This is a genomic window from Acinetobacter sp. P8-3-8 (genome assembly GCF_000214135.1).
Lineage (GTDB): Bacteria > Pseudomonadota > Gammaproteobacteria > Pseudomonadales > Moraxellaceae > Acinetobacter.
Genome location: NZ_AFIE01000022.1, coordinates 1 through 26854, shown reverse-complemented (window position 1 = coordinate 26854; position 26854 = coordinate 1). Strand labels below are relative to the sequence as shown.

The 26854-nt window shown below is 36.2% G+C and carries 22 protein-coding genes and 1 other RNA gene; 10 read left to right on the top strand and 13 right to left on the bottom strand.

What is annotated here, in order from left to right; all coding sequences use genetic code 11:
* The first annotated feature begins 195 nt into the window (after positions 1-195).
* Positions 196-819, top strand: coding sequence for a regulatory protein RecX (locus GGG_RS0110620; RefSeq protein WP_010114742.1), 624 nt, complete (start codon positions 196-198; stop codon positions 817-819).
* A 194-nt stretch (positions 820-1013) separates the two neighbouring features.
* On the opposite strand, the gene ffs is transcribed toward GGG_RS0110620, so the two are convergent.
* An RNA gene (gene ffs, locus GGG_RS20660) (signal recognition particle sRNA small type) lies at positions 1014-1110 on the bottom strand.
* A 336-nt stretch (positions 1111-1446) separates the two neighbouring features.
* On the opposite strand from ffs, the gene GGG_RS0110615 reads away from it, so the two are divergent.
* The 4 genes from GGG_RS0110615 to accC all read left to right on the top strand — a co-directional run bounded on the left by GGG_RS0110615 (position 1447) and on the right by accC (position 5719).
* Positions 1447-2304, top strand: coding sequence for a YbgF trimerization domain-containing protein (locus tag GGG_RS0110615; protein ID WP_029574539.1), 858 nt, complete (start codon positions 1447-1449; stop codon positions 2302-2304).
* Positions 2305-3445: 1141 nt separating this feature from the next.
* Positions 3446-3901 carry a type II 3-dehydroquinate dehydratase gene (gene aroQ / locus GGG_RS0110610; protein WP_010114738.1) on the top strand — a complete coding sequence of 152 codons (456 nt, stop codon included), beginning with the start codon at positions 3446-3448 and terminating at the stop codon, positions 3899-3901.
* A 17-nt stretch (positions 3902-3918) separates the two neighbouring features.
* Positions 3919-4338: an acetyl-CoA carboxylase biotin carboxyl carrier protein gene (gene accB, locus GGG_RS0110605; protein ID WP_010114736.1), complete on the top strand. Its 420-nt coding sequence runs from the start codon at positions 3919-3921 to the stop codon at positions 4336-4338.
* A gap of 16 nt (positions 4339-4354) precedes the next feature.
* A complete protein-coding gene (gene accC / locus GGG_RS0110600) occupies positions 4355-5719 on the top strand; it encodes an acetyl-CoA carboxylase biotin carboxylase subunit (RefSeq protein ID WP_010114735.1) in 1365 nt (454 codons plus the stop codon).
* 97 nt (positions 5720-5816) lie between these two features.
* Here accC and GGG_RS0110595 read toward each other — a convergent pair whose 3' ends face one another.
* Positions 5817-6293, bottom strand: a complete 477-nt coding sequence (locus GGG_RS0110595; protein ID WP_010114734.1) for a hypothetical protein — start codon at positions 6291-6293, stop codon at positions 5817-5819.
* Positions 6294-6727: 434 nt separating this feature from the next.
* Between GGG_RS0110595 and GGG_RS0110590 the strand changes: the two genes are divergently transcribed.
* Both GGG_RS0110590 and GGG_RS0110585 read left to right on the top strand, forming a co-directional pair.
* Positions 6728-8218 (top strand): GGDEF domain-containing protein, encoded by a 1491-nt coding sequence (locus GGG_RS0110590; protein WP_010114733.1) that lies wholly within the window; start codon positions 6728-6730, stop codon positions 8216-8218.
* A gap of 61 nt (positions 8219-8279) precedes the next feature.
* Positions 8280-9773 carry an amidase gene (locus tag GGG_RS0110585; protein ID WP_010114732.1) on the top strand — a complete coding sequence of 498 codons (1494 nt, stop codon included), beginning with the start codon at positions 8280-8282 and terminating at the stop codon, positions 9771-9773.
* Between the two features lie 147 nt (positions 9774-9920).
* On the opposite strand, the gene GGG_RS0110580 is transcribed toward GGG_RS0110585, so the two are convergent.
* The 6 genes from GGG_RS0110580 to pepN all read right to left on the bottom strand — a co-directional run bounded on the left by GGG_RS0110580 (position 9921) and on the right by pepN (position 16409).
* The gene (locus tag GGG_RS0110580; RefSeq protein ID WP_010114730.1) at positions 9921-10661 is read right to left on the bottom strand and encodes an adenosylcobinamide-GDP ribazoletransferase; all 741 of its coding nucleotides are present in this window, start codon (positions 10659-10661) and stop codon (positions 9921-9923) included.
* Positions 10658-11287: a histidine phosphatase family protein gene (locus GGG_RS0110575; protein WP_010114729.1), complete on the bottom strand. Its 630-nt coding sequence runs from the start codon at positions 11285-11287 to the stop codon at positions 10658-10660. The genes GGG_RS0110580 and GGG_RS0110575 overlap by 4 nt, the downstream gene beginning before the upstream one ends.
* Before the next feature lie 46 nt (positions 11288-11333).
* Entirely contained in the window at positions 11334-12386 is a 1053-nt protein-coding gene (gene cobT, locus GGG_RS0110570) for a nicotinate-nucleotide--dimethylbenzimidazole phosphoribosyltransferase (RefSeq protein ID WP_010114727.1), read from the bottom strand.
* Positions 12383-12904, bottom strand: a complete 522-nt coding sequence (cobU, locus tag GGG_RS0110565; protein WP_010114725.1) for a bifunctional adenosylcobinamide kinase/adenosylcobinamide-phosphate guanylyltransferase — start codon at positions 12902-12904, stop codon at positions 12383-12385. Before cobU ends, cobT begins: the two co-directional genes overlap by 4 nt.
* Complete coding sequence (locus tag GGG_RS0110560) at positions 12892-13566, bottom strand: 2'-5' RNA ligase family protein (RefSeq protein WP_010114724.1); 675 nt, start codon at positions 13564-13566, stop codon at positions 12892-12894. The genes cobU and GGG_RS0110560 overlap by 13 nt, the downstream gene beginning before the upstream one ends.
* A 233-nt stretch (positions 13567-13799) precedes the next feature.
* Complete coding sequence (gene pepN, locus GGG_RS0110555) at positions 13800-16409, bottom strand: aminopeptidase N (RefSeq protein ID WP_010114723.1); 2610 nt, start codon at positions 16407-16409, stop codon at positions 13800-13802.
* Positions 16410-17429: 1020 nt separating this feature from the next.
* Here pepN and GGG_RS0110550 point away from each other — a divergent pair.
* The 3 genes from GGG_RS0110550 (at position 17430) to thiM (ending at position 20013) form a co-directional block, all read left to right on the top strand.
* Positions 17430-17693 carry a hypothetical protein gene (locus GGG_RS0110550; protein WP_010114722.1) on the top strand — a complete coding sequence of 88 codons (264 nt, stop codon included), beginning with the start codon at positions 17430-17432 and terminating at the stop codon, positions 17691-17693.
* A gap of 283 nt (positions 17694-17976) precedes the next feature.
* Positions 17977-19137 carry a hypothetical protein gene (locus tag GGG_RS0110545; protein WP_202945563.1) on the top strand — a complete coding sequence of 387 codons (1161 nt, stop codon included), beginning with the start codon at positions 17977-17979 and terminating at the stop codon, positions 19135-19137.
* 9 nt (positions 19138-19146) lie between these two features.
* Positions 19147-20013, top strand: coding sequence for a hydroxyethylthiazole kinase (gene thiM, locus GGG_RS0110540; RefSeq protein ID WP_010114719.1), 867 nt, complete (start codon positions 19147-19149; stop codon positions 20011-20013).
* Positions 20014-20175: 162 nt separating this feature from the next.
* Here the strand turns inward: thiM and GGG_RS0110530 are convergent, their stop codons facing one another.
* The 5 genes from GGG_RS0110530 to GGG_RS0110510 all read right to left on the bottom strand — a co-directional run bounded on the left by GGG_RS0110530 (position 20176) and on the right by GGG_RS0110510 (position 26707).
* Entirely contained in the window at positions 20176-20559 is a 384-nt protein-coding gene (locus GGG_RS0110530; RefSeq protein ID WP_010114718.1) for a 5-carboxymethyl-2-hydroxymuconate Delta-isomerase, read from the bottom strand.
* 118 nt (positions 20560-20677) lie between these two features.
* Positions 20678-21748, bottom strand: coding sequence for a RelA/SpoT domain-containing protein (locus GGG_RS0110525; protein WP_010114717.1), 1071 nt, complete (start codon positions 21746-21748; stop codon positions 20678-20680).
* A 340-nt stretch (positions 21749-22088) separates the two neighbouring features.
* Positions 22089-22280: a hypothetical protein gene (locus GGG_RS0110520; protein WP_010114716.1), complete on the bottom strand. Its 192-nt coding sequence runs from the start codon at positions 22278-22280 to the stop codon at positions 22089-22091.
* Positions 22281-22799: 519 nt separating this feature from the next.
* On the bottom strand, positions 22800-24515 hold the full coding sequence (locus GGG_RS0110515) for an AAA family ATPase (protein ID WP_010114715.1): 1716 nt from the start codon (positions 24513-24515) through the stop codon (positions 22800-22802).
* Positions 24516-24655: 140 nt separating this feature from the next.
* Positions 24656-26707: a hypothetical protein gene (locus tag GGG_RS0110510; protein ID WP_010114714.1), complete on the bottom strand. Its 2052-nt coding sequence runs from the start codon at positions 26705-26707 to the stop codon at positions 24656-24658.
* Positions 26708-26854 lie beyond the last annotated feature (147 nt).

Here is a 26854-nt window from a genome sequence, read left to right as displayed (position 1 = left end):
ACATTAAACGCCTTTCGGGGCGTTTTTTAGTGTGGTTTTTATAGATAAATTTTAAAAATCTTATAGTGTAAATAAATATTGATACGCGACTAACAAAACCTTTTAACGTGATAAAAATAAAAAGCCATATCCAATTCACAATACTGTTAAAATAAGCTTCTATTCATTAATTTATTTGAAATAGTAAAGCCCAAGATGTCTAATCCAAACTTTCCCAAAATGCTCGATTATGAAAAATTAAAACAGCAATTTGGCAAACAACAACCCGATCAAACCCATCATCAAACAGAGACACAATATCAAGATATTGACGATGCAGAGCTTCAAAAAGCATTCACAGATGACGAAACAGAAGCCACTCCAAAACCTCAAGGTTTAACAGGCACTCGCCTACGTTCCTATGCTTTTGCAGTACTAACACGTAGAGAATATTCCAAAGCAGAATTAATTGAAAAGTTAATAACCTATGCTCAAGACCGAGACGAAGTTATTAGTCTAGTAGAGGAATTAGCACAGAATAATTATCAAAGTGATCAACGTGTTGCTGAAATGACCGTACGCAGTCAGATGCGTAAAGGCAAAGGCCCAAACCGTATTAAACTCGCATTGAGAAGTAAACAACTAGATAAAGCACTGGTACAAGAGGATTTAGCTGAAATTGATTGGTATGAACAAGCGTATCAACTCAAGGTTAAAAAATACGGTACCGAAGTAGCGAAAGACCCAAAGATCAAAGCCAAGCAGATTCGTTTTTTGCAATATCGTGGTTTTGAAATGGATGCGATTATGAAAGCAATTTCTAAAAAAGAAACTGATTAAGAACAATAATGATATAGATGAAAATAGAAATTGATCATAGATAAAAAATAAGACTAAACAACAAAATAAAAAAACAATCACAATTAAAAAAATAGATAGCAATAAGAAAAATTAAATTAAGGTAATGGATTGAAAAGATATTTAAAAAAGAGGTGAATAATAATTTATTTATATAATTTAGAAACTGGTGGCAACCCTACTAGCAAAACCTCGGCACATCGTATTTCTGATACCGTTGCTACCTTCCGGTCCTGGCGGGGTTTTCAGAGTACAATTGCGAAGCCACCAGCAGGGCTACCATTGCAAGATCAGAGTATAGAGATTTTTTATATTCTTTCAAGCCAAACATTGTGATTTTCTCAAGTTATTCATTCATTTGCTTATTTCATCATCAATCTGTTCAAAAAACAGAGAAATACTATCTTAAAACATCGTCTTTTCAACATTAGGATAAAACGCTTCTTGTTGTTTTATACAAAAATCATTCACATTCTGATTAGAATTAGCTGAAGTTTGTAAAAGCATCTTGCATTTCCCTTTTCAGCCGTTTTAAATGAGGACAAATATTTATTTTCATACATGCGCTAATTAAGCATATATGTAAAAACTAACTTTGATGGATCTAAAATTATGCTAAAGAAGCATGCCCTGTTTTCTATTGCTTTACTCAGTTCAGCGTCTTTATATGCAATTCCTATTGAATCTCGTGGTTTAAGTGATTCCAGCTCTGCTGCAAATGTTGTTTCAGATGCTGGTACGCCGATTGCAGGCAATATGAGTTGGGATTTAATTCAAAAAAATCAACAATTAGAAAACCAAATTCGAGAGCTTCGTGGGAAAATTGAAGAGCAAGAAAATACCATTGACCAGCTAAGCAAAGAACTGAAAAATCGTTATACCGATTTAGATCAACGCCTTGAATTATTGAATCAAAAGCTTGACCCAGAAAGCAGTGAGCAAACAACGCCAACCGAAAATGCGCCTGCTACTGGTGGCAATGCACCTACAAACAATGCACCAACAGACACGAATACGACTGTACCTGCACCACAACCAACTACTGAAAGCACGACACAACCTTCAACATCGAGCACAATTAATAGTAGTGATCCAATCGCTTTAGAAAAAGCGGCTTATACCATCGCACTTGATGCCTATAAGAAAGGTGGCGCGAAACAAGCCATTGCACCGATGCAAAATTTTATTAAAAACAACCCAAATAGTATCTATACAGGAAATGCTTATTTCTGGTTAGCCGAGTTCAATTTGGCCATTGATCCGCCAAATTATAATGAAGCGAAGAAAAACTATGAAATTGTGGCTGCAAAATTTCCAAATTCATCCAAAGCCCCACGCGCACTTTACCAACTTTATAGCATTGCTAAAGATGTAAATAAAAATACACAAACGGCAAATGTTTATAAAAATAAACTTTTAACAACCTATCCAAAATCTGAAGAAGCCAGCTATTTTAAAAAAGCTTAACTTATGATTGAGCAATAAAGATCTGATCTATAAAAGCCTTTATTGCTCAATGGCTCTGATTTTCGACATCAACGTAAATAAGTCATGTATTGCTTTACGTTGATGTTTTTCATTACAAGGCCATTCTTTTATTCTTATTAAAAATGGTTTTGATTTAAAACTGATCTTTTAAAACCAATCCATTCAGAATATCAATCTACCTAAATCAAGCTCCGGACAGCATTCTAAGACGATTTATAATTGCAAAGACTCAACTTTTGCCAATGCACATGCCTATTCTAAAAAATGATTCACGCTCATCAAACCTACGAGCAATGAACTAAACGGTCAATTGTGTATGCTTTTCGCTATTTTTAATTCTAAGCTTAAATGACTTCCATCATGTACACGCCTTCAGCAACATTCAAAAAATTAAAATCATTGGATAAGACATGACTAATCGAACTATTGAACAGTGCATTACTTTATAAAATAAGCATGCAACTTGATTTCTTTATCCTGCACGTCATCAAAATACACTGTGTCTTAAATCAAAATGTATCATGTGCTTATTGGTTTAATACCTAGAATCACTTATCCCACTCTATTAAATCAATTTAATTTTAATTTTAAATGTTTGTTTTATATCAATATTATATAAGTTGGTTTTGCGATAATGCCTTGAATATAATTGCACATTTAGCATTTTTGACAATGCATAGCACTTAGTCAATCATGCAAATGACTCATCCAAACACAAATAAATCTAAAAAGTCGCTCAACCCTAAGTGCTATTTCAAAGATTTAATATTCCAACATTCAGAAAGGTTAAATAGAGTAAGCAACTTGCCTTGTTGATTATTCCATTTGATTAAATAGCATTCTCTCTACCGTCCGTTCAAATAGGCTTGTTACACAAATCAAATGAATAGTTTGGTCATTCGGTCTAAAATGTAAGCATTACGAAACAGATATAAAATTTGTCATATTTTAGCATTGCCATTTACAGACAAAATTAACATTATATAGCCCATACGAGGCACAAGCTTTCTACGTCAATTCAAAGAAAATATAAAGTATTTGTAGAAAAACATGCCATAATATGCAAACTTTGCAGACATCTTGCAAAGTTTTTTGCAACTTTTGAATTGGAGCATGCTCAATGAGTTCGACCATTTTGGTCATCCACGGACCAAACTTAAATTTGCTAGGACAGCGCGAACCAGAGGTTTATGGTCACCTCACACTGGATGACATCAACCAGCAACTCATCCAACAAGCTCAGCAAGCAAACTTATCTTTAGACACTTTCCAAAGTAATTGGGAAGGTGCTGTTGTTGATCGAATTCATCAAGCACAGCAACAAGGTGTTCAATTTATAATTATAAATCCAGCAGCATTGACACATACTTCTGTCGCTGTACGTGATGCGCTTCTAGGTGTAGCCATACCTTTTATTGAAGTCCATCTTTCTAATGTACACGCACGTGAAACATTCAGACATCATTCTTATTTATCGGATAAAGCCGTAGGCGTAATTTGTGGTTTAGGTGCAAAAGGCTATGCTTTTGCGCTCAATTACGTAATCGACAAAATTCAATCTTCAACTCAATCATAATTTAGGAATACGAACCCATGGATATTCGCAAAATCAAAAAGCTCATCGATTTGATGATTGAATCTGATCTTCAAGCCATTGAAGTGAAAGAAGGAGATCAATCGATTGCTTTAACTCGCCGTAATCCTGTGGTTGCTGCTGGCGTAGCACCTCTTGCAGCACCAATCGCAGAAGCACCTAAAGCTAAAACTGCGCCACGTGGTGCAGTAGAGACTTCTCCAATGGTTGGCGTATTCTATTCAGCTCCAAGTCCGGGTGAAGCACCTTTTGTCAATGTTGGGCAAACTGTTTCTGCTGGTGAAACTCTTGGTATCATTGAAGCAATGAAAATTATGAACCCAATTGAAGCAACGCAAAGTGGTGTAGTTGAAGAAATTTTAGTTAAAAACGGCGATGTAATCCAATTCGGTCAACCTTTATTCCGCTACCGCGCGTAATACCTCGGGGGTTGATATGTTGCAAAAAGTTTTAATTGCAAACCGTGGTGAAATTGCTTTACGCATTACCCGAGCTTGCAAAACTTTAGGAATCAAAACGGTTGGTATCTATTCAGATGCCGATAAAGATTTGATGCATCTTCGTTTTTGTGATGAAGCTGTGTGTATTGGGCCGGGTGCGAGTAGTGAAAGCTATTTAAATATCCCTGCACTGATTACTGCTGCTGAAATCACAGGTGCAGATGCCATCCATCCTGGTTATGGTTTCTTATCTGAAAATGCTGAATTTGCAGAAATTGTAGAAAGCTCTGGTTTTATTTTCATTGGCCCACGTCCAGAACATATCCGTTTAATGGGTAATAAAGTTTCTGCAATCATGGCCATGCGTAAAGCTGGTGTTCCAACAGTTCCGGGTTCAGCTCATGCAGTCACCACCAATAATGCTTTGGCTGAAGCTAAAGAAATTGGCTTCCCTTTGATCGTAAAAGCTGCTTCAGGTGGTGGTGGTCGTGGGATGCGTATTGTTGAACGTGTAGACACCCTGCTTGAATCTGTTCAGGCTGCACAACGCGATGCTGAAATGTGGTTTGGTGATGATACGGTTTATATGGAACGTTTCCTACAAAAGCCACGTCATGTCGAAGTACAAGTCTTAGCTGATGGTAATGGTCATGCCGTACATTTATACGATCGTGATTGTTCTTTACAGCGCCGTCATCAAAAAGTTTTAGAAGAAGCGCCTGCTCCGGGTTTACCTGATGAAGCTCGTGCTCAAATCTTAGAAGCATGTGTAAATGCATGTAAACTGATGCAATACCGTGGTGCAGGGACTTTCGAGTTCTTATTTGAAGATGGTGAATTTTTCTTCATTGAAATGAATACTCGTGTTCAAGTAGAACATCCTGTTACTGAACAAGTCACAGGTATCGATATTATTGAACAACAGTTACGTATTGCAGCTGGTTTAGGTCTGAATCTTCAACAAGAAGAAATTGAAGTGAAAGGTCATGCGATTGAATGCCGTATCAATGCTGAAGATCCAACGACATTCTTACCATCACCAGGTAAAATTGAAAGTTTCTATGCGCCAGGTGGTGCAGGTATTCGCCTAGATTCTCATATTTATGAAGGCTATAGCATTCCTCCATATTATGATTCAATGATTGCAAAACTCATTGCACACGGTAAAGATCGTGAAACTGCGATTGCTCGCATGAAACAAGCTTTAGATGAGATGATTTTGACTGGAATTAAAACCAATATTCCATTACATAAAGATTTAATTCTAGAAGATAAAAAATTCTGTAAACAAGCGATGGATATTCACTACCTTGAAAAGCATTTGCTTAAACAAGTACAAGGTCATGAAAATGATGCTTAATCAGAATCAGCAAGTCTTCTGAGCATAAAAAAACCTCTGATTGATCAGAGGTTTTTTTATGCATTCAATTTTATTTATTACTATAAAAATCTGTTAATCATGGCAATATGCGGTGTAATGTTGCAAAACATTGGTCACCTTTTTCAGAAGCACAAAAGTTTATTGTATTTGGATTATTCCACTTCACAAAATATTGTGTAACTTCACCAGATTGATCTTCTTTACGACCTGAACAATCCGTTTCGTTATTTTCATATTTGATTTGCATAATTAATGCAGGTGGTTTTTCTAAAGTATTATCAGGTGATGGTTGATAATCATAGAGACCGATTGACCACTCTTTACCACTATTAACTACAACTTCATTTGAACCTCTAAAATTATAATATTCAGTGCATTTTTTATTGTTTGGAATTTCCATCCCCCATAAACCTAAAATTTCAGGACGGGTATCAATACGGATTAAATTCGCCGAATTTGTACTATTTTTCGTTTGTGGTTGAACTTTTTGATCTGCAAAAGAATGTGCTGAAAGACTAAGCAGTAAAGGAATAATCAGTGCTGTTTTTTTCATACCTAATCTATATAAAGATTTCATCAAAACTAAATTAGCATATATTTATAATAAAGCATGCAAAAATAACCATATAAGAACAATCTTTATCACCGTATGCAGTAAGAAGCTATAGACAATTCATCAATGTTTATGGCAACGATTATTTAAAAAACTCACCTAAGAGATACAAGTTAAAAACATAAAACTCAGCTCTGCCAGATGATAAGGAACACTATTTTTCACGCAAACAACTGAGTGATTTATAAAACTGAGTGATTTATGAAATGTTCACAGCCATAGATCATTATTTTGTAAGCATTTCTAAAATAACGATTAAAACTATTGATTTATAGACCAAAAAATATATTCTTATTACTCACCAATCCGATTTATTGATTAATTGCATATAATAGTTTTATCAATGAATCATTCTAATCCAACAGGTTAGTCAATTGTCAGGAATAACATTTTCAAATCAAGCATTTAGAAAAAATTTAACTGCCTTCTTTATTGTTGCAGTGATTATTTTCGCTTGTGCGTTAATTGGTATATTCGGTCGCCCATTATTCTTTCTTGCTATTTTTTGGCCTGCCAATGCCGTGTTATTGGGCCTATTTCTACGCTTTCAAAACTTAAATAACGTCGGTGGATGGCTTGGCGCTTTTACCGCCTTAATGACTGCTGACCTCATTACAGGTAATTATTTTTTACTCACCTTATTTCTAACCATTGCAAATTTACTCAACCCTATTGTTACACTTGCGCTGATTCGTCTCTTTAAACTCAATTATAAACACTACAATAGAGGACTTACTTTTCTTTATTTGTTTGTGATTAGTGCTTTTGGTGGTTGCCTTGCAGCGCCTGTCTTTGCTTGTCTCACTGTACCGTATTTACCCAATACCTTTATGTCGATGGATCGTATTTGGATTGACTTTGGCATGTGGTGGACAGGTGAAATTTTGAATGTAATTGCTTTTTTACCGATTATCTTAGCCTTTCCAGAAAAAAATACTTTTATAGGTTATATTGCCGAATATCATAAGAAACCTTTTCAGTTCAAAACTTTACTGCCTTTAATCGCCGTGATTGTTTCTGTCACTTTGACCCATTTCTTTATTGGTCCAGGTGCGATAATGTTCCCTATTGCGGCCTTGGTTTGGGCTTCACTGAGTTATAACTTATTCTTCGTTTCGATCATTAACTGTATTGTCTGCATGTTGCTTTATAACAGTTTGACTGCTTACTACATTACCCAATCACCTGATGCTTATTTAGCGACGACTATTTCCGTACGAATTGGCTTATTCATGCTGGCTTTGGGGCCACTGACACTGACGATTATCAGTTTAAATCGTCAAAAGCTTTATCATCAGATTTTATATCTTGCCAATCATGATGGACTCACGACCACCATGAATCGTCGTTTTTTTTATGAGCAAAGTGAACGCGCTGTCACAGAAGATACAGAAAAAAAGCATGCCCACAGTGTCACAATTTTGGCTTTGGATTTAGATCATTTTAAAAAAATTAATGATCAATATGGGCATGTGGTTGGTGATTTTGTATTGCAAGAATTTACTAAACAAGTCAAAGCACAACTGCGTTCTAATGATTTATTTGGTCGTCTAGGTGGTGAAGAATTTGCAATATTACTCAAAGATTTAACATTAGAACAAAGTATCAAAATTGCTCAACGGATTTGTAATAGTGTTTTTAGTACACCCATTCATTTAGATGATCATCGTGAATTAAACATTAGTGTCAGTATTGGTTTGAGTTATCAGACTTTACCCTACTGCGTACCGTTTCAACAGTTGATAAAACGTGCAGATGAAGCTCTCTATCAAGCAAAAGAAAAAGGACGTAATCGACTTTGCTTAGAAAGTAATTTAAATTTTGAACGTACTTTAGATGTACCACAAAATTTACAAATGCCTTAACTTAGATTGATTCGCACTGAATCACAATCCATTCAACAAAAGTAAAAAGCAAAGGAATGCAATGAAATTTTCAGAATATGTTCAATACGATGGCTTAGGTTTAGCACAACTCATTCAAAATAAAGAAGTTCAAGCCAAAGAACTCCTCCAAGTTGCAATGCAACAAGCTGAAAGAGTCAATCCTAAAATAAATGCCATTGTCATCCCCATGTATGAACATGCCATTGAACGTGCTAAACAACATTCAAATTCAGGTGAATTTTCAGGTATCCCCTTTTTACTTAAAGATCTACATCAAGAGTATGCAGGTGTTGCAACTTCATTTGGATCAAATGCTTATAAAAAGAAGAAATATATCGCTACTGAGAACTCAGAAATCGTCAATCGTTGGGAAAAATCAGGGGTGATCACTTTTGGTTTAACCAATTCTCCAGAATTTGGGATTAAAGGTGTAACAGAACCTGAAGCATGGGGAAGTTGTAAAAACCCATGGAACTTAAAACATAATAGTGGTGGTTCTTCTGGTGGTTCAGCCTCTGCTGTTGCTGCGGGTATTGTTCCGATTGCTGGTGCAAGTGATGGCGGTGGTTCAATTCGTATTCCAGCTTCTTATTGCGGTTTATTTGGATTAAAACCAAGCCGAGGACGGACACCATGGGGGCCACAAATCAGTGAAGCCATGCATGGCGCAGCAATGCAACATGTTTTATGCAAATCAGTACGTGACAGTGCTGCTATGCTTGATGCAACACAAGGTTCAGATCATACATCGTTATTTAATATCCAAAGTCCAACAGAAAGTTATTTACAACTCATACAGAAAGCACCGAAACGCCTAAAGATCGGTTTTTCAACTGAATCTCCTATTGGCACTAAAGTCTCTAAAGATGCGATCCAAGCCGTTCAAAATACAGCGAAATTATTAGAATCTTTGGGGCATCACGTCGAAGAAGCCAAACCACAAATTGATGGTATGAAGTTGGCGAAAGACTTTATTACTACATGGTTTAGTCAATGCGCATTTACAGTCAATCAAGTCAAACAGAAATTCAATGCCAAAGACAGTCACTTTGAATTAGATACATTGGCTATTGCTGCATTTGGCGCAAAAGCATCTGCTGTGGACTATATCAATAACCTCAATAATTGGGGTGTTTACGTCACTCAAATGAATCGTTTTTTTGATCATTATGACCTATTCCTCCTCCCTGCAACGGCGTCTGTCGCACCAAAGAATGGCGAAGTCAAAACACCTGCATGGCAAGTCCCTATTATCAAAGGCTTACTGAAAGTTGACCAAGCTCATCTATTGGCAAAAGGTAAATTGGTTGAACAGCTGATTAAAAACAACTTGCAATGGGTCCCTTTCACTCAATTGGCGAATATTACAGGCCTTCCAGCCATGTCTGTTCCATTGTATTGGAATAAAGACAATCTACCGCTCGGATCACAATTTGTTGCACCTTTCGGACGTGAAGATGTACTTTTACAATTGGCGACACAATTAGAAACAGCTCAGCCGTGGATGCCAAAGTATCAATCTATTCAGTTATAAGTAGTTAATTAAGTGAAGTATTTTTGAATAAAAAGCAGAATTGAATAGATAACTGAATTGAGTAAATAAAATGAGTCAGTCTAATGACTCATTTTATCACTATATTTTTTTCAAATTTAGAAACGTTTTTCTCAAATGAACTTTGCTTTATAGGTAAACACTCGCGATCACAAAACTGAGTAAACACACAGCTTCTGTAATCTCAATACTCGCACCCACAGTGTCACCTGTGATTCCACCAATGCGTTGAATAAATTTAAACCGCAAATACAATAAAGTTAGGATGAAAATAATGGCTGTGACCAGTCCAACCCAAACAAAATAACCACTGAACAATAAACTGATTGCAAAAATCAGAACGGCCCAAGTTTTAGAAATATGTTGCGCAATTGCAGAACCCAAACCAGTATCACGAACATATTCTGTGGTTAAAAATAAGAATAATGGGACTAAACGCCCAAAAACTGGAAATAAAATTAAAGCAGCATATAACTGCTTTTCTAATAAAACATACAATGCCGACCATTTAATTACACAAATGATGATCAAACTGAGTACCCCAATGGGGCCACAGGCAGGATCTTTCATGATGGCTAAAGTACGTTGTTTATCGGCAAAACCACCGACCCATGCATCCGCTGTATCTGCTAAACCATCTAAATGCAAACCACCTGTTGCCCAAATCCAAATAACGAGAATAACTGAACTGAGCAATACAACAGGTAAAGCATGTAATACGCATGCCACAGCATACAAAATACCGCCAAACATCAAACCAACCAAAGGATAAAACAATAATGATTGCGCATTTTGTTGCTTGGATGGCATGGCTTTAAGATGTATTGGAAATATGGTGAGAAACTGAATAGCGATTAAAAACGGTGTCATATTTTCTCTCCCAACCATTCCAGCTTCATTATTTCATAGTCTAAAAGAAAACAATTCAACTGCCCTAATTCTGCAGACATTTTCAAAATATCATCTAAAGGTTGTTGAGTAGCCATACATTTTAAAAGCTTAATCACACCACCATGCGTCACAACCAATGCCCTTTGTACATTTTTTTGCAGCATATATTGTTGAATATTGTGTAATGCATTTTGAATACGCATAGAAAATTTTTGCATGCTTTCTGCATTTGGTGGCGTAAATTGAGTAGGTTGTTGCCAAAAATTCGCTAATAATTCAGGATCATTTTCATATATCTGTTGAATGACAACGCCTTCCCAGTCACCAAAATGCATTTCTTGCAATTGTGAATCGATGACCAATGGAATATTGAACTGTTTGGAAATCACTTCAGCGAATAAACAACAGCGTTTTAACGAAGAAGAAAAAACCATATCCCAAGGTTTTTGCCCAAGAGTTTGAAACGTTGAGTCTTGATCCGTGATTTGCACAGCTTGCTGCATCTGTTGCCACCCCAATGCTGTCAAATCATCATCCGTAGAACCACGCAAAGTATGACCAAGTGTAGTTTCCCCATGGCGTAGTAAATCAATTCTCAACGTCATTTTTCTTCTACTTTACTTTTAACTAAACCAATGACCAAACCGACGATTAAACCTTTTCACCAATCACGGCTGCTTCAGCAAAAGTCGCCATATTATTATGTAAACTACATGCTAACTTGATAATACCTAAAGCAGCCCCTGCACCACTGCCTTCACCTAAGCGTAAGTTCAACTTCAACAATGGGTCAGCATTCAATTCCTCGAGTAAACGACGATGCCCATACTCTGCTGATTGATGACCGAATATCATCCATTGGCGCGCTTCTGGATTTAAACGAACTGCAATTAAGGCTGAAACTGTACTAATAAAACCATCAATAATAACGGCTAAACCCAACTGCGCACAGCGAATATAAGCCCCTGTCATCGCTGCAATTTCCAAGCCACCAACTGCACATAATATTTTCAATGGATCATCGGCAACATGGTTTTGATGCAATTGAATCGCTTGCTGAATAATATCTTTTTTATGTTGTAATTGTTCTGCACGAATCCCTGTACCGACACCTGTTAACTGCTCAGCAGTTTCGTTTAATAATAGACAAGAAAGCGCAGAGGCGGAACATGTATTTCCTATCCCCATTTCCCCTGCAATGTAAATAGATGCACCATTGGCAATGGCTTTTTCTACGCTTTCACAACCTAAATTCATTGCTTGAATGCATTGCTCTTCAGTCATAGCAGCTTGTTTTGCGAAATTTGCAGTCCCTTGAGCAATACAATGACGCTCTACACCCGCATATTCATAATCACCACCGACTGAACCACAATCAATCACTTGTAAAATTGCACTGTATTCTTTTGCAATTACACTAATACATGCACCACCTGTGGCGAAATTTTGTAGCATTTGACGAGTAACTGCTTGCGGATATGCCGAAATATTTTCTTCCATCACCCCATGATCACCTGCGAAAATAGCAATCCAAGGGTAATTCACATTTGGCTGTGGATTATTTTGTAAAGCGGCTAATTGAATGGCAATATTTTCCAATACAGAGAGTGAACCTGTTGGCTTCGTCAATTGTTGCTGACGTTCTTCTGCTAGTTTTCTTACATCAGCATTTGCAACCTTACAGGCATCTGACCACCACTTCATTGCTTATCTCCTTTTAAAATCATTGGAAAACCTGCCACACAGAACACAACTTTATCGGCAATTTGTCCTAACTGTTGATGTAAGCGACCTGATTCATCCACAAACTTTCGGGTAATTTCACCCATTGGAACAACGCCTAATCCAGTTTCATTACTTACGAGAATAATGTCAGATTGCAACTGTGGAAGCAGTGCTAAAAATTTCTGACATTGATTTATTTGTAAATCAGAATCGGAATGCATCAGTAAATTGCTCATCCAAAGTGTTAAGCAGTCAATTAAAATCACTTGCCCTACTGCATCAATTTTTTGTATGCAATCCGCTAAATATAAAGGCTCTTCGATCACAATCCATTCACTAGGACGTTGTGACTGGTGATGTGAAATCCGTTCATGCATTTCATCATCAGTAGCCTGAGCTGTAGCAATATAAAACACTGATTTTTCTGAATGAATTGCTGTCTGTTCAGCCAATCGGCTTTTTCCAGATCGAGCACCACCCAATATTAATTGCAACATGTGTTTTGCTCCTGAAATAAAGCTGGCTGGTCATTGTATTGACCGAATTTATATTGATACAAGGGATAGAGTTTGCCTTGTAAAATTTTGGCTTTATACATCCCAAAAGTGAGATGATCAATTGAAATTTCAAAAGTTTTTTGTTTTATCGCTGAAATTTCTTCGAAAATCTGTTCAGACTCAAATGCTGCTTGATATAAGCCTAATGTAATGTGAGGACAATAATTTAGTGCGGCAATTTCTTGATGGCAACTAGAGAATAATTTTCTTATTTTGCTTAGGCTATTTTCAATATCCAATATCTCAACAAATAAGGCACTTTCAAAACTTTTGATTTGCCCTGTGCTGAGTTTAAACGTTTTAAAATTGATACTTTCTAATCGTGTTAATTGTTGCTGAAACTGGTCTTGTGCAAAATCATCGTCATATTGAATAGAATCTTGTTTTAAAAATCCGCAAATGTATAAGGTGATATGAAACTGACGAATATTGGGTTGTAATAGATAATTAGAAAAATGTTGTCGAAGCTGATTTAAATATGCAATCAGTTCAGGTTGATGAATTTCAATATACCACAGTGCATAGTGCTCGCGCCCTTTGTGCCATTCAGGATAATCATGCGTTGCTGTCGGAATGGTTAATTTTGAGGATTGTAAAAACACATTAAAAACACGGTGATATGATGGTTGCTATTAAACCATGCTCACGCATTTTATGGATACTTGATTGCATGAATGCTATTCAGTTGGAGATGAATAGGGTTCAGTTCTAAGAATGATTGATTGTTATAAAATAATCCGTGAACTAGATATTTAAAATGAATTTTTCCATCTCAAAAAAAATCCCTCCTATCGAAATAAGAGGGATACCTTAAAAATCAATCTATGAATATCAATTAAACACTTAACATACTATTCAATGTTTCACTGACATTTTTAGACTTCACTTGCGGTTTTAACGCTTCAAGTGCTGATTTAACTTCACTGCGTTGCGGTTCAGCTAATGTGTACCAACGAGTTAAAACTTGTAATAAACGAGAACCAACAATCGGATTTTTCTCATCTAAATACTTCGCCAAATCTACAAAATGCTGAATACCAAAGCTCCACGTATTCACAGGATTAGCATTTAAACCACCACTCACCGAACGGATACGGTTTGGTGTACCCAAATCATAATCTGGATGTGAGGTTAAATACTGAATGGTTTCAGCAGTCGCTTTTGGATGTGCAGCTTGAATCATAAACCACTGATCCATTGACAAATCTTCATCTTTAAAACGATTATAGAAATCTTGCAAAGCATCTTTGGCTTGTGGTGCATCATTCCAAACCAATACTTTAAGTGCACCTAAACGTTCAGACATATTGCCTGTATTTTTATACTGCGCATACGCCAAATCAAACACATCAGCATTACCTTGACGCGCCATAAAACTCAACATGATATTTTTCAACGCACGTACACCCATTGCTTGAGAAAATTCATTTTGCGTATCAGGGTCAAGTGATAAATAGGTTTCTTTAGCAAAATCACCTAGGATTTTAGCCAATTGATTTAATAAAGCCTCACGTGCTTCATTCACTACAACAGGATTATAATCCGTATCAATACGACTACCTAAATAGCCTTCTGTAGGCACATCAAATAGACGAGAAGCCAATAGCGGATCTTTTGCAATCACAAATGGTAAAGCCTGTTGAATCGCATTGATATAGACTTGTGCATCGTGACCATTCAACAAAATACGCTCAAGTAAGGTTTGAGTCGCCTGCCATTGGTTAAAACCATTGGTTTCGTATTGCAATAGGAATGCAAGCTCTTCATCTGAATAATTAAATTCAAGATTTACAGGTGCGGAGAAATTACGCAATAACGATGCCACAGGTTTTTGAGTAACACCTGTAAATTCAATCGTCGCTTTATCTTGATCAAATAAATACACACCATCTTTGACATCATTTTCAACCAAAGCATCAGAATGAAGCGTATATTGCTCACCTGTTTCTGCATTGAACAACGCCAAAGCTACAGGAATCGGCACAGCTTTAAGATTTGGATATTTCGGATGTTCTTTTAGACTCTGTTTAAAGCTTAAACGATAAATTTGATTTGCTGCATCATATTCACCTTGCGCTTCAAGTTTTGGCGTACCTGGTTGGTTGTACCAAATCAAGAATGGTGATAAATCTACACCTGAACCCGCTGTTAAAGCCGCAACCCAATCTTCAACTGTTACCGCTTGACCATCATGGCGTAAGAAATATTCGTCTGTACCTTTACGGAATTTCTCTTTACCGAGTAATGTCGCCATCATACGGTTAATTTCTGCACCTTTTTCGTACACTGTTGCCGTATAAAAGTTATTAATTTCAACAAAATGATCTGGACGTGGTGGGTGCGATAACGGGCCTGCATCTTCTGGAAATTGGTGTGCTTTTAATACAGCCACATCGTCGATACGTTGTACTGCCGCAGATTGTAAATCCTCAGAGAATGACTGATCACGGAAAACTGTTAAGCCTTCTTTTAGACACAATTGGAACCAGTCACGACACGTAATACGGTTACCTGTCCAGTTATGGAAATACTCATGAGCAATCACAGACTGTACACGCATGATCGCCAAGTCAGTTGTATATTCTTCATCGGCTAAAACACATGCGGTATTGAAAATATTTAAACCTTTATTTTCCATTGCGCCCATGTTGAACTGGCTCGTTGCAACGATCATATAATTATCAAGATCATATGGGCGACCATAATGCTCTTCATCCCAACGCATCGAATGTTTTAGAGCTTCCATGGCAATATGACACTTTGGAATATCTTTTTCTTCTGCATAGATTTCTAAAGCAACGTCACGACCTTCTGAAGTGGTATAGCGATCTTTAAGTACAGCCAAATCACCTATCACACAAGCGAATAAGTAAGCAGGTTTTTTAGTTGGATCTTCCCAAATCGTATAATGACGATTGTTTGCCGCTTCACCTGCTTCGATCAAGTTACCATTGGCTAAAAGCACTGGGTATTTTTTATCAGCTTCAACACGTGTGGTAAATACTGATAAAACATCTGGACGGTCTGGGTAGAAGGTGATTTTACGGAAACCTTCAGGTTCGTTTTGAGTAACGAATAAATCACCACCAGCGAGATACAAACCTTCAAGTTGTGTATTCGTTTCAGGATGAATCACAACACTTGTTTCAACAACAGCATGATCAGGTGCATTTGGAATCACCAGTTGTTCAGAATCTAACGTGTACTCACTTTCAGTAAGTTGCTTACCATTGATAGAAATTGATTTTAATTCAAGATCCCGCCCCAACAAAACCAAAGCGCCAGCAGCTTGTCTTTTCATGACTAACTTCGAATTTACATTGGTGTGATCATCGTAAACCTGAATATCAAGTTGGATTGAATCTACAAGAAAAGAAGGCTTTTGATAATCTTTTAAATATACCGTTTGATCTGCTTCAACTACTGGGTTTGCCGCAATATTCATATAATGTCCTAATTCTGTTGTTTAGCTTAGACTTATCGTTGTGAAGTCTTTTGAGCATAAGTCAAATTTCACAATTTGTCTGTGCTGTTGCTTAATTTCTATATGGGTCTGCGTGAAATTAATTTCAATCTTGAAATGCAAAAATCATGCGGATTAAACTTTATTTATACAACTTTTTTACAAAAAAATTAAATGATTACTGATAAATATAAATGCAAAAATTCTGCAATATCATTAGGGTCTGTTGACAATTCGTCTATGTTTGCGACTATGAGTGTTTTTTAGGCGATACTAGGCGTGAAATACGAAATTTAGTCATTCTAAATGAGTAGTTCACAACAACGTAGCGTCAAAAAACACTCTAGTCCCCCGCTGCGCCTTGCGCTGCGAACAAAGCAGTGCTTTGTTCTTGCTCAGGGTTGTGGCTAAAATTATCTCAGCCTTCGTTATGAAACTTGAAAATAGTCTCGCTATTCTCTTCGTTTCATTCCTCGTCTGCTCAATTTTAGCCTACAACGCAAGCCATTTATGAAATGTCAACAGACCCTAAGCAAGCTTGAATACATTCACTGTATCACTGGCTTGGTTACCATTAAAATGAGAATAGATTTACTCATAATAAGAAGAATTGTGAATCAACATACCTTTATCGCTTAAATAAGCTGGGTTGTCTGCCAAATGATGTAAACAGAATAATCAAGAGAATACTCTACTAAATTTAAGCAATGAAATTCATTGATCACTCCTAAGGATCATCAAATCAATAAAAAGTATCACAATCCATCTGCTTCAATATTATGCGTATATCATATCTATCCTAAATTTGCTTAGGCTATTTTACAGTTTAAATTCACGTTCCCTTTACATGGCTTTTGACTGTTTATTGTGTTTATTCAATTTATTTCGCAACATCAAAAATTACATTATTTGCAAACTGACTACATTTTGAGCACAGTTCTTGCTTGTTTAAATCTGTGCAAGACGCACAATGAAGAATCAAACAATAAAATGAGGTGCAACATGATTTTTAAAGACCATATTGTCCGTATTGAAAATATCAAAACGATGCAAATGTTGAATAACGCCAAACTTGATCATCAAGTCATTGCCATGTTTATGACCTGTGAAGGTGTTGCTCTGCAAAAAGAAGATGTTTGTGCGATTTTGCAACAATATAATTCGCTAGGACAGCACAAAGTATCCCATAAAAAGGCAAGAGCCTTAATTCAAGCTAAAATGAATCATTTTGAAGATTCAGAATTACCCTGCCCTACGGCGTATTAGTTGTTTATTTTTAATCACTTAATAAATAGCACAGTCATATAAAAAAGCAAGGTAAGTAGAATTTTAATCAATTCTATTTGCCGATTTACTGACTTTGGCAGTGTGTGGGTTAGGAGTAATGTTGCTATTTATCATCTACTAATATCTAAATTAAAGTCTACCTTTTAAAAATACTGAACAACTAAGCACTTGCACTTGTGAAATTAATTGGTCATTCATTTTCAGTAATCATCTTTCAATCGTATAGATGTGTATAATCTAAAATTATCCTTTTTTATAGCCAATTATGCTTCAAATTCTCCAAAAACAGCTTGATGAAAGTACCTTTTGCCCGCTCTGCCAAGCGAGTATGTACTATGTTGAAGCTGAAGAATTTGAAAAAGAAATTCATTTTCATCAATGTAGCCATTGCCATCATCAAGTTTTTCAAAATGAACAACTCACTTGTCATTGTGAAACATGCCAAAACAAACGTAAAAAATTGATGAAAGAAACACGTCAGCAAGAAGCTCGTAAATATAGTAAGAAAAAAGACAATTTCGAATTCGGTCTGAACCAATTAAGCTTCTTACATAAATTATTTCTATTGAGTATTTTAGACAATCAAGTCCATGAAAATACAACACATCAAGAATTTATCGATTGGGAAGTGATTAAATATCATCCCATTACGCCGAATTACTATTTTCAAAGCCAGCTTTTAAATCAGTTGATCAAAGACAATATTCTGACACCAAAAGACTTTAGTGATGATGCACATCAATATTACATCAATGTGCGTTTAGATGGCTATTCTGAACCCAGCCTGTTTAGTATTACCACGCAATTGCGACATTGGTTTTATGAAAACCTAAGTTTAGGTATTCCGTTTAAAACAGCAGAAGAAGTCAAAAACACCTTATATGTATTGTTGTATCAGGAAATTGTGCAATTTACCCAACATTATTGTCGTACTTGGGGCATTCAAATTTCTGGGAATAAGAATTTCCAAGCGTTCTGTTATCGCTTACTCGATACTTTGGCTGTGGGACAAATCTTTTATCTTATTCAAACAGCACTTGAATACTTGCATAAAAAGAAAGCGTTACAAGTCCGAAATGATAATTTCATTAATACCAATATTTTAAAGAAAACTGTTCAACAATATCGTGAGCGGGCTTTGGCTGAAAAATGGGAAACCAGTACCCTGCCTCGCCCGCCTAATATCCCATTCAGTCGTATGAGTGAAATACTTTTTTATCGTTTTTTGGGTTACGATGAAAATATCTTTTTTCAACCTGTTTGGAAGTCTTGGAAAAAGATAGAATCACGTCTAAATTTTTATTCACAAAAACGCTGTATGTACTGTGGTTCCAATGAATTGACGGTTGATTATGATGCAGAAAGTTATGTGACTTTGTTTTGCAGAAGCTGTAAACATCAAGATCATTATTTTACCCAGTAAGGACTTTCTATGAATCATCCTGAAAATATTTCGAATTCTCAACGGGATCAACTGCATATCCATACGGATGTGATTTTAGACAAAGTCGTTGCAGCGTGGATAGAGTTACAAACCAAACAACCTTTAGTTCATTGTATTACCAATAGTGTCGCAGCGAACTATACAGCCAATATACTCCTTGCTGCGGGTGCATCTCCTGCAATGATTGATAATCCATTTGAAGCTGAAAGTTTTGCTTCAATTGCAGCGGCGCTCAGTATCAATTTAGGAACACCGACTACAGAACAAATGCAGGCAATGCAAATTGCAGCACAAACAGTGACTGAAAAAGGTACACCATGGGTACTCGACCCTGTTGGTTACGGCCCAATTTTAAAATGGCGTAGCGAAATGGTGGATCAATTGGTATTACTCAATCCGACTATCATTCGTGGCAATGCTTCTGAAATCAGTGCCTTGGCAGGTAATCAAGTTGAGTCCAAAGGTGTAGACAGCACCGTGTCGAGCAATCAAGTTTATTTACAAGCTTTACCCCTTTTGGCACATTGCGAATGTGTTGCCATTTCAGGTGAATCTGACTTTCTACTTTCTAAGGAAATGAATGCAATCATTCAGATCAATGGTGGAAGCTTTTTACAACCCAAAGTCACGGCGACAGGTTGTGCGCTTGGTGCATTAATTGCAGCATATAGCGCTGTAGCTACACCAACAATTGCAGCGATTTCTGCGCATATTCACTTTGCAATTGCTGGAAAATTAGCTTTCGAGAAATCACAAAGTGTTGGTCACTTTAATGTGGCTTTCTTAGATGAAATTTATACAATGACTGCTGACAAGTTATTGGAATATGCGGATATTGAAGTTTTAAGCTTGTAGTTTTTATGAATAACTTTCAATCACTTATATTTGAATGTTTTTATTGATTGATCTAAATCAGTTTGACTTAAATAAAAATCTAGGTTGTAAATTTACAAAAACTCAAACAGGTTGTTTATTTCGTGAATAAGCAACCTGCTTCAGGATTCAGTCATTATTGAATCATTTCTGAACCAAAACTTTCTTATAAATCTCTCTCGGCATTTCAGCGAACTCAACACAAAGCTGAATTTCTAAACCTTTTGCTGAATAATCCTGAAAAGATTGCAGAAACTGCGATAAATTTTCAGTCATTAAATCTTTTTGTTGTTCAGTGCGCCCACTCAGACCTTGTAAACGTACAAAGATAAAGGCTTGATTATTCACTACGCCATTTTCATTACCAAAGCCGATCAAAAAATCAGAAACTTCTTGCACACGTGACTTAATATCATGCTCATGTCCAACCAAGCCTGTATCAAACAAAGCATGATTTAAACCTAACATAAGCTTCTTTTTATCTAAATTCTGAATATTGTCTGAATAATCAATGAACATTTGTGGCATGTGCTGAACAACTTTATAAGTAATGAATTGTCAAAAATTATAACAGCTCTCCATAAAGAAAAATGTCTAGACTGTACTTTTAGCTATTAAAAAACCACCCGAAGGTGGTTTGAAATTACTAATCAATATATTTCACGAAAGCCGATTGCATTTCCTTAATAAATTGATTGGTATCTAAAAAGTAATTTGGGTATGCCTTTTTAATCGCTTTCAAATCACCCACTGAAACCAATACGATGTCGATCTCCTGATTATCTCTCGTATCAACTTCCATTGTCGCGTAGAATTTCTTTGCCAGTCCCTCTTGAGTCTTAGAAAAAGGTAAAACATCAACTTTCCACGTCTCATCTTCCTTCTTGAGAATAAGGATATGATAGGCATATTTACTACTTGAGGAACTTTCAATGTGTTTAGCTGTAACTGCTATACTCTTAAGCTTATTAAAAATTTGAAGTCTATCCTCAATTTCTTTTGCTTGTTTCGCTATATCTATTGTCTCAACATCACGAAATTCATCCAATACAGGAGTTTGCTCTTTAATAGAAAATAATGCACTACTGAGCTTAAAGAAGAGTTTGTGATCATCAGATCCAAAACCTGATTTAATCGAAGCATTTTCGAGAACACCAAGCGTTTCTACTGCTGTCGCCCATGAGTGCTGCAAATTCGTACGAATTTGAAGTTCTATGTTAAGTCCATCAAGTTCAGAATGATCTCGACTTTTATATGTAAAGACTTGATGAAGACTTCTATAACCATCTTTTTTTGGCGAATTTATGTAGTCATGAAAAGGTAATTTAGCTTCATGGTTAAAGCGGTTATTATGTGTGAGCAAATCACCATGAAGCTTATACACATCATGAATAGTTGGTAAAATTACACGTAATCCACCAATATCCTGCATTCGAGCTAAATTCATTGAAGGATTGCGCTCTAATTTAGAAATAATAGACGGCATACGCTTTAAGCGTTGTGCAACAGTGAAGTCCCTAAACCTCAATTGTCCACATTTCCTTCTTAGCATTTTTTGGAATGCATCAATTGGATAGGAGTGTAATGAGCGCCAATTATTTAAAACATCATAAGCTGATCGCTTCTCCTCAGTAGTCGCATCTGGATTTATTAGAGCTTGACCAGCTCTTCTAAGTACATTTGTTCCTGGAACAGCAAATTTATCAACACTACTCATGATGACCACCATTTTTTATTACATTTATATTATCATAATTTTTAAAATGGCAATTCTATTTTCTCTTATATTTATGTTATTTAAGATAAATTTTAACTTCTTAAAATGTAAACTATTTATTTTCCATAACCTTTAGGCATAAAGGTGCTGTTTTACCTTTGAAAATGCTAAAACCAACACACAAAATCAATAAATTACTTCTACTTCAAAAATATTATCTTAATAAACAATGAATTGTCAAAAATTATAACAGCTCTCCATAAAGAAAAATGTCTAGCCTGTACTTTTAGCTATTAAAAAACCACCCGAAGGTGGTTTGATACATTTAGGACTAGCCACGTTAAGCAACAAGCCACAGCGCATAAAATTCTTGTATATCATGTTCTAGGAATTCATCATTCTCGCTGTCATAAATAAATGTTTTTTCTTCTAATAAATATTCACCATCTTGCTCTGTCAGGTATTTTTTTAAAAAAGCTTTAAAACTGCTAGCACGTTCTGGGAACACTTGTTCGCCATCATAAATAATCATATCTGTTACCCCTTTAGAGCTACCACAATATGAGTATAGCTTAACTTAAAAGTACAATTTCATCAACCTATATGGGTTTAATGTTACTTAAATCACACTATTTAAAACTTAAAGCACCTATTCAAGCACAAGATTTATTCTAACCTGAGTTCGGGATAAAATATGTTCCCAACTATCTGATACGCGGAAACGTCAGTCGCATTGTTCGAGGCATGAGGAATATATTCCGCAAGATCTGCAATATACTGTTTTTGCGATATATTAGGTACTTGATAGTATCTGTCGAGTTGGCGACTGACAAATGGTTTTGCCTACTTTTCCCGAAAGAAAAGTAGGTCGAACCTGAACAAGATTGAAATATATTTCAAGCGAAGTGCAAGACGAAGTGGGTTAATCCTTGCATTTGACTGTTAAACGGTAAGACTCCGCTGTGCCTGATCTATCTTTTCAATAACTTACATCAAAGTTTATCCCGAACTGACGTTATTCTATTTTACCCTTTCCATCTCTCTACATTAACTATTCGACAAATAACAATGCCAAACGAACTTGGTCATAACCCATTTTAGGATTGGTCAACTCAACAATCGGACGTAACTTAATTGCACCATCATCACTAAAATGGCTTGGATCTTGGCGTTTTTTCAACTTTTTATAAATGGTGCGAATCTGTTCAACCACTTCTTCACCTGGATTCGCAATAGAAATATCTAAATTTTGCTCACGATGCAATCGAGCTAGATGGTTAATAATCGTAGCTGGAGTAAGACCACGTTCAACAGCAATATCTTGGATTTCATAACCATTTTCAAACAACTCACGTGTTTCATCCAAAGTTGCCGAGGCATAATTAGTTTTACCTGCATTCCGAGCAATTTTCTTTTCATTGCGCTCAATTTCAGTCGCATTCAATGTTCCACCACAATGACGAATAAATGCATTGTGCTGTTGTGTTAAATCAACATCTGCATAATGTTGTTCGGCTTCATTGGAAAGCTCTTGAAAACGACGATCTGCTTTGATAGCTAAACTGTCTAATTCTAAAGCTTGTTCATTAAAACCTAACAATCTCAGACCATTTATTGATTTAAGTCGTGACAAAGCCACATAGCCTTGCCCTTTTTCAAAAGTGTGGCTGAGATTAATTTCAGCCGCCTCTAAAGTCATACCTTGAGATTTATGAATGGTAATCGCCCAAGCAAGGCGCAAAGGCACTTGTTGTAAACTGGCAATGGTTTTACCACCTTCATTGTCCACAGACCATGTTTCAGGAGCAACCAATAAAGTCGTGCCATCTGTCATTTTGACTTTTGGCAACATTCCCATTTCATCATCTTCTTCAAAACCAATGACTTCACCTAGGCTACCGTTGATATAGCCCATATCAAAGTTGTTTTTTACAAACATCACTTTGGCATATTTTTTAAGGGTTAATTCATCTGGGGCACGAACTGAAGACTTTAAGGTTTCAATCAGTTTTTCATTGCCATCGGTCACTGCAACAAACTGATGGTCTGTCCCTTCAATTGCATTCAGATGTTGAAAATTAATGCTATCCACGTCCATATTATGGGTATATAACCGTGTAAACGTATCACCAATATCTTGATGGCGAGTGTCATTTAAAGCTTGAATATGTTGTTGTTGAATATTTTGCGCACGGATAGCATTCAAAATATCATTCAGCGCTGAATCATCCTGACGGTGTTGTTCTGTTAAATAGCACACTCGAAACTTGGCTTCGACCCATGCATTCGACATAAAACAAAACTTGTCTCGATTCTGCTCGCTGTTTTTACCTACAGGTGGCAACTGGAAAAAATCACCTGCGGCAATGACTTGAATCCCGCCAAAAGCATCATCTGATTCTTTGAAGTATTTTAAAACCTGATTGACTAAATTCAGTTGTTTGGCATGCAACATTGAAATTTCATCAATAATTAAAACTTGTGCATTTTCTAAATGTTCTTTTAAATATTTACGCTCTTTCATGCGTTTCAAATCATCATCTGAAAGCGTGTCTTTGATGCCAATTCCTGCCCATGTATGAATCGTCATACCATTCATATGCGTTGCAGCAATACCTGTTGAAGCTGTGATCGCAACAGGAACTTTACGCGCTTTTAAATAATTGATGTATTGGTTCAACGTATAGGTTTTACCTGCACCTGCGGAACCTGTCAAAAAGACATTTTCGCCCGCTTTCATCAGTTTTAGTGCAGTTTCTTGTTTCATAACAGTCTATTTTAGCTAAACAGGATAGGACGGCTATAGCCTAACGATTTTTACGCAAAAAGTTAAGTAGAATGCTACGTTCTGAGCATAATTCATCGATATTTACGCCAGCTTATGACCGTGTGAAATACCAATAGTTCCTATAAATGACCCAGCTCTTCATTGGGTTGAATACTGGTCTTCCACTTTAAATGTTGATTTACATCGTGAATAAAGCGCAGTGCTTGCATCATATAGACATCATCTGGAATTTGATTATTGGGCAAACGAATCTGATCAAAGGACAATTGCCCCAATTGATAATAACAACCCAATGTAAACTCTTGAGTCGGATCGTCAATATTCGACATGTGAAAAGCCACATATTCTTTTTCAATGATGGCTTTGGTATAAGACAAAGCTAGACAATGTTTAAATACAGTAGACTCTTGAATAATCCGCTTTAAGCTATTTAACTCTTCATAACACCATGCTTCAAAATAGATTTTCTGCATAGGCGAAACACGATCCCACGTTTCAATATCTACTTGTTGTTTCAGTTTCGACATGGTTTCATCAAAATAAACCTGCTCATGCCAACGCTCAGCTTGATGATAAAGCCCGAGCCAAGTCACATTTTTACCAATACCACGTTGCTGATAAAATGAATCCATTAAATAATCTAAAACAAAACTATCGAAAATACTGTGTGTAGCCATCCGACGTGTAGGAACGTGTTTAAATTTTTTCCTAAAATCTTCAACTTTTATTTGATGCTTTTGCAATAAACGAAAAAATTCAGCATGTTGTTGCTTTTGTGGATCAATAAAACTTAATAATGCTTTGGGTAAATCATCGGCAATATTTTGTAAAAACAGCATAAAAGCCTGAACAACACGATTGATCTTGGTAAACAACTTTTTATATAACTGCGGATCGTCTTTTGTCATTAAGGCAGTAAAATCGAGCCATTCCTCAATATATAGATAAGAATTGGCAATGAATTTCCGATTCTTTTGAGGCTGTGCATCTTTTTGATATAAATCATAACGTTGATTTTTAGGATCATTGAACCATTGATTTTTTAACGCAAAGGTATAACTTTCATGTAGAAACAATCTTGCTGAAATATTTTTAAAGAATTCAAGCACACAGACTGTTACTTCCGCATCAATTTTAGATGTGTCTACATAACTCAACGCAGTCATCGTAATGCGTGTACTGAGGTGATTGGCATGTTCAGCAATCCAATCATTCACCAAAGCATCCTGTTTAAATAGCCAATTCACGCTACGTTTGTTCTGACAAAACGGAAGTTTATGAATTAAATCCTGATCCCAATATGTCGCCTGTGAATTTAAGAAATGCTGTTTATTGAATAAATCTTGATATTGCCAATAACCACGTTGCATCAATTTAGCATAAGCGATGAGGTGCGGTTGCTCTAAAGCATGTTTAGACAGCAATTGATAACTCTTAAAATGTTGAATAATGTCTTGCAGTCGCAGTGATTCTGGATAGAAAGTTTTAAAGATGCGTAAATAGTGCGCAGGTATAAATTGATGTAATTTAAAACTCAGTTGTTGCAATTTTGGCATCAACTCAGCCACTGCTAAAAACTCACTGCCCAAGACTGAGTTGATTAAAAGCAGATGTTTAATATTTATTTCTACAGCGAGTGGAATTTCTTTACCATATTTTGCAAATTCAGAAATATAAGGTGACTCGAAATAGCCATATTTCATCAAGACTTGATCTATTTTCAAAGCATCAACTGGCTGAATATTATATAAATACTGCTCTACCCGATTTTCACCATCAACCCACTCAAAGACTTGCTCAATAAAGGTTTGCCTTAAAATCTGAGTCTTGGTTTTTAAATCTGTTGGATGAAATGAATGATATTGATGCGTAAAAAAAGTGATATCTTCTGTGATAAATCGAATTAAAAGATCTGCGTTGAGTTGCCGATTTTCAAGGTTCAACTTAAAAACCAAACCCAATGTTTCATCTAAGGATATATGCAAAAGTTGGTTGGCAATGCTTAAACTATTTTGTGCATCATCCACTTCGAAAAAATTATTCGAATTAATATTTTTAAAATAATAAAGCTGATCCAAATAAATTTGACGCAAATCAGTTGAAATCAAAAGCAAATCTTGTGCAGCAAGCTGGTGGTTATTTTGCAGCTCATGCGAGATTAACTGCGCCATAATTTGCCTCGATCTTTCATATCATGCCGATGAATGGCTTATTCTATGATAACCCCGTCACAACACCTATTGCATTTGATTAACTTTTGCAATTTTTTGTTTATGCAGCACAGTATATCTTTACATTCAATGCTTTAATGCATCCAC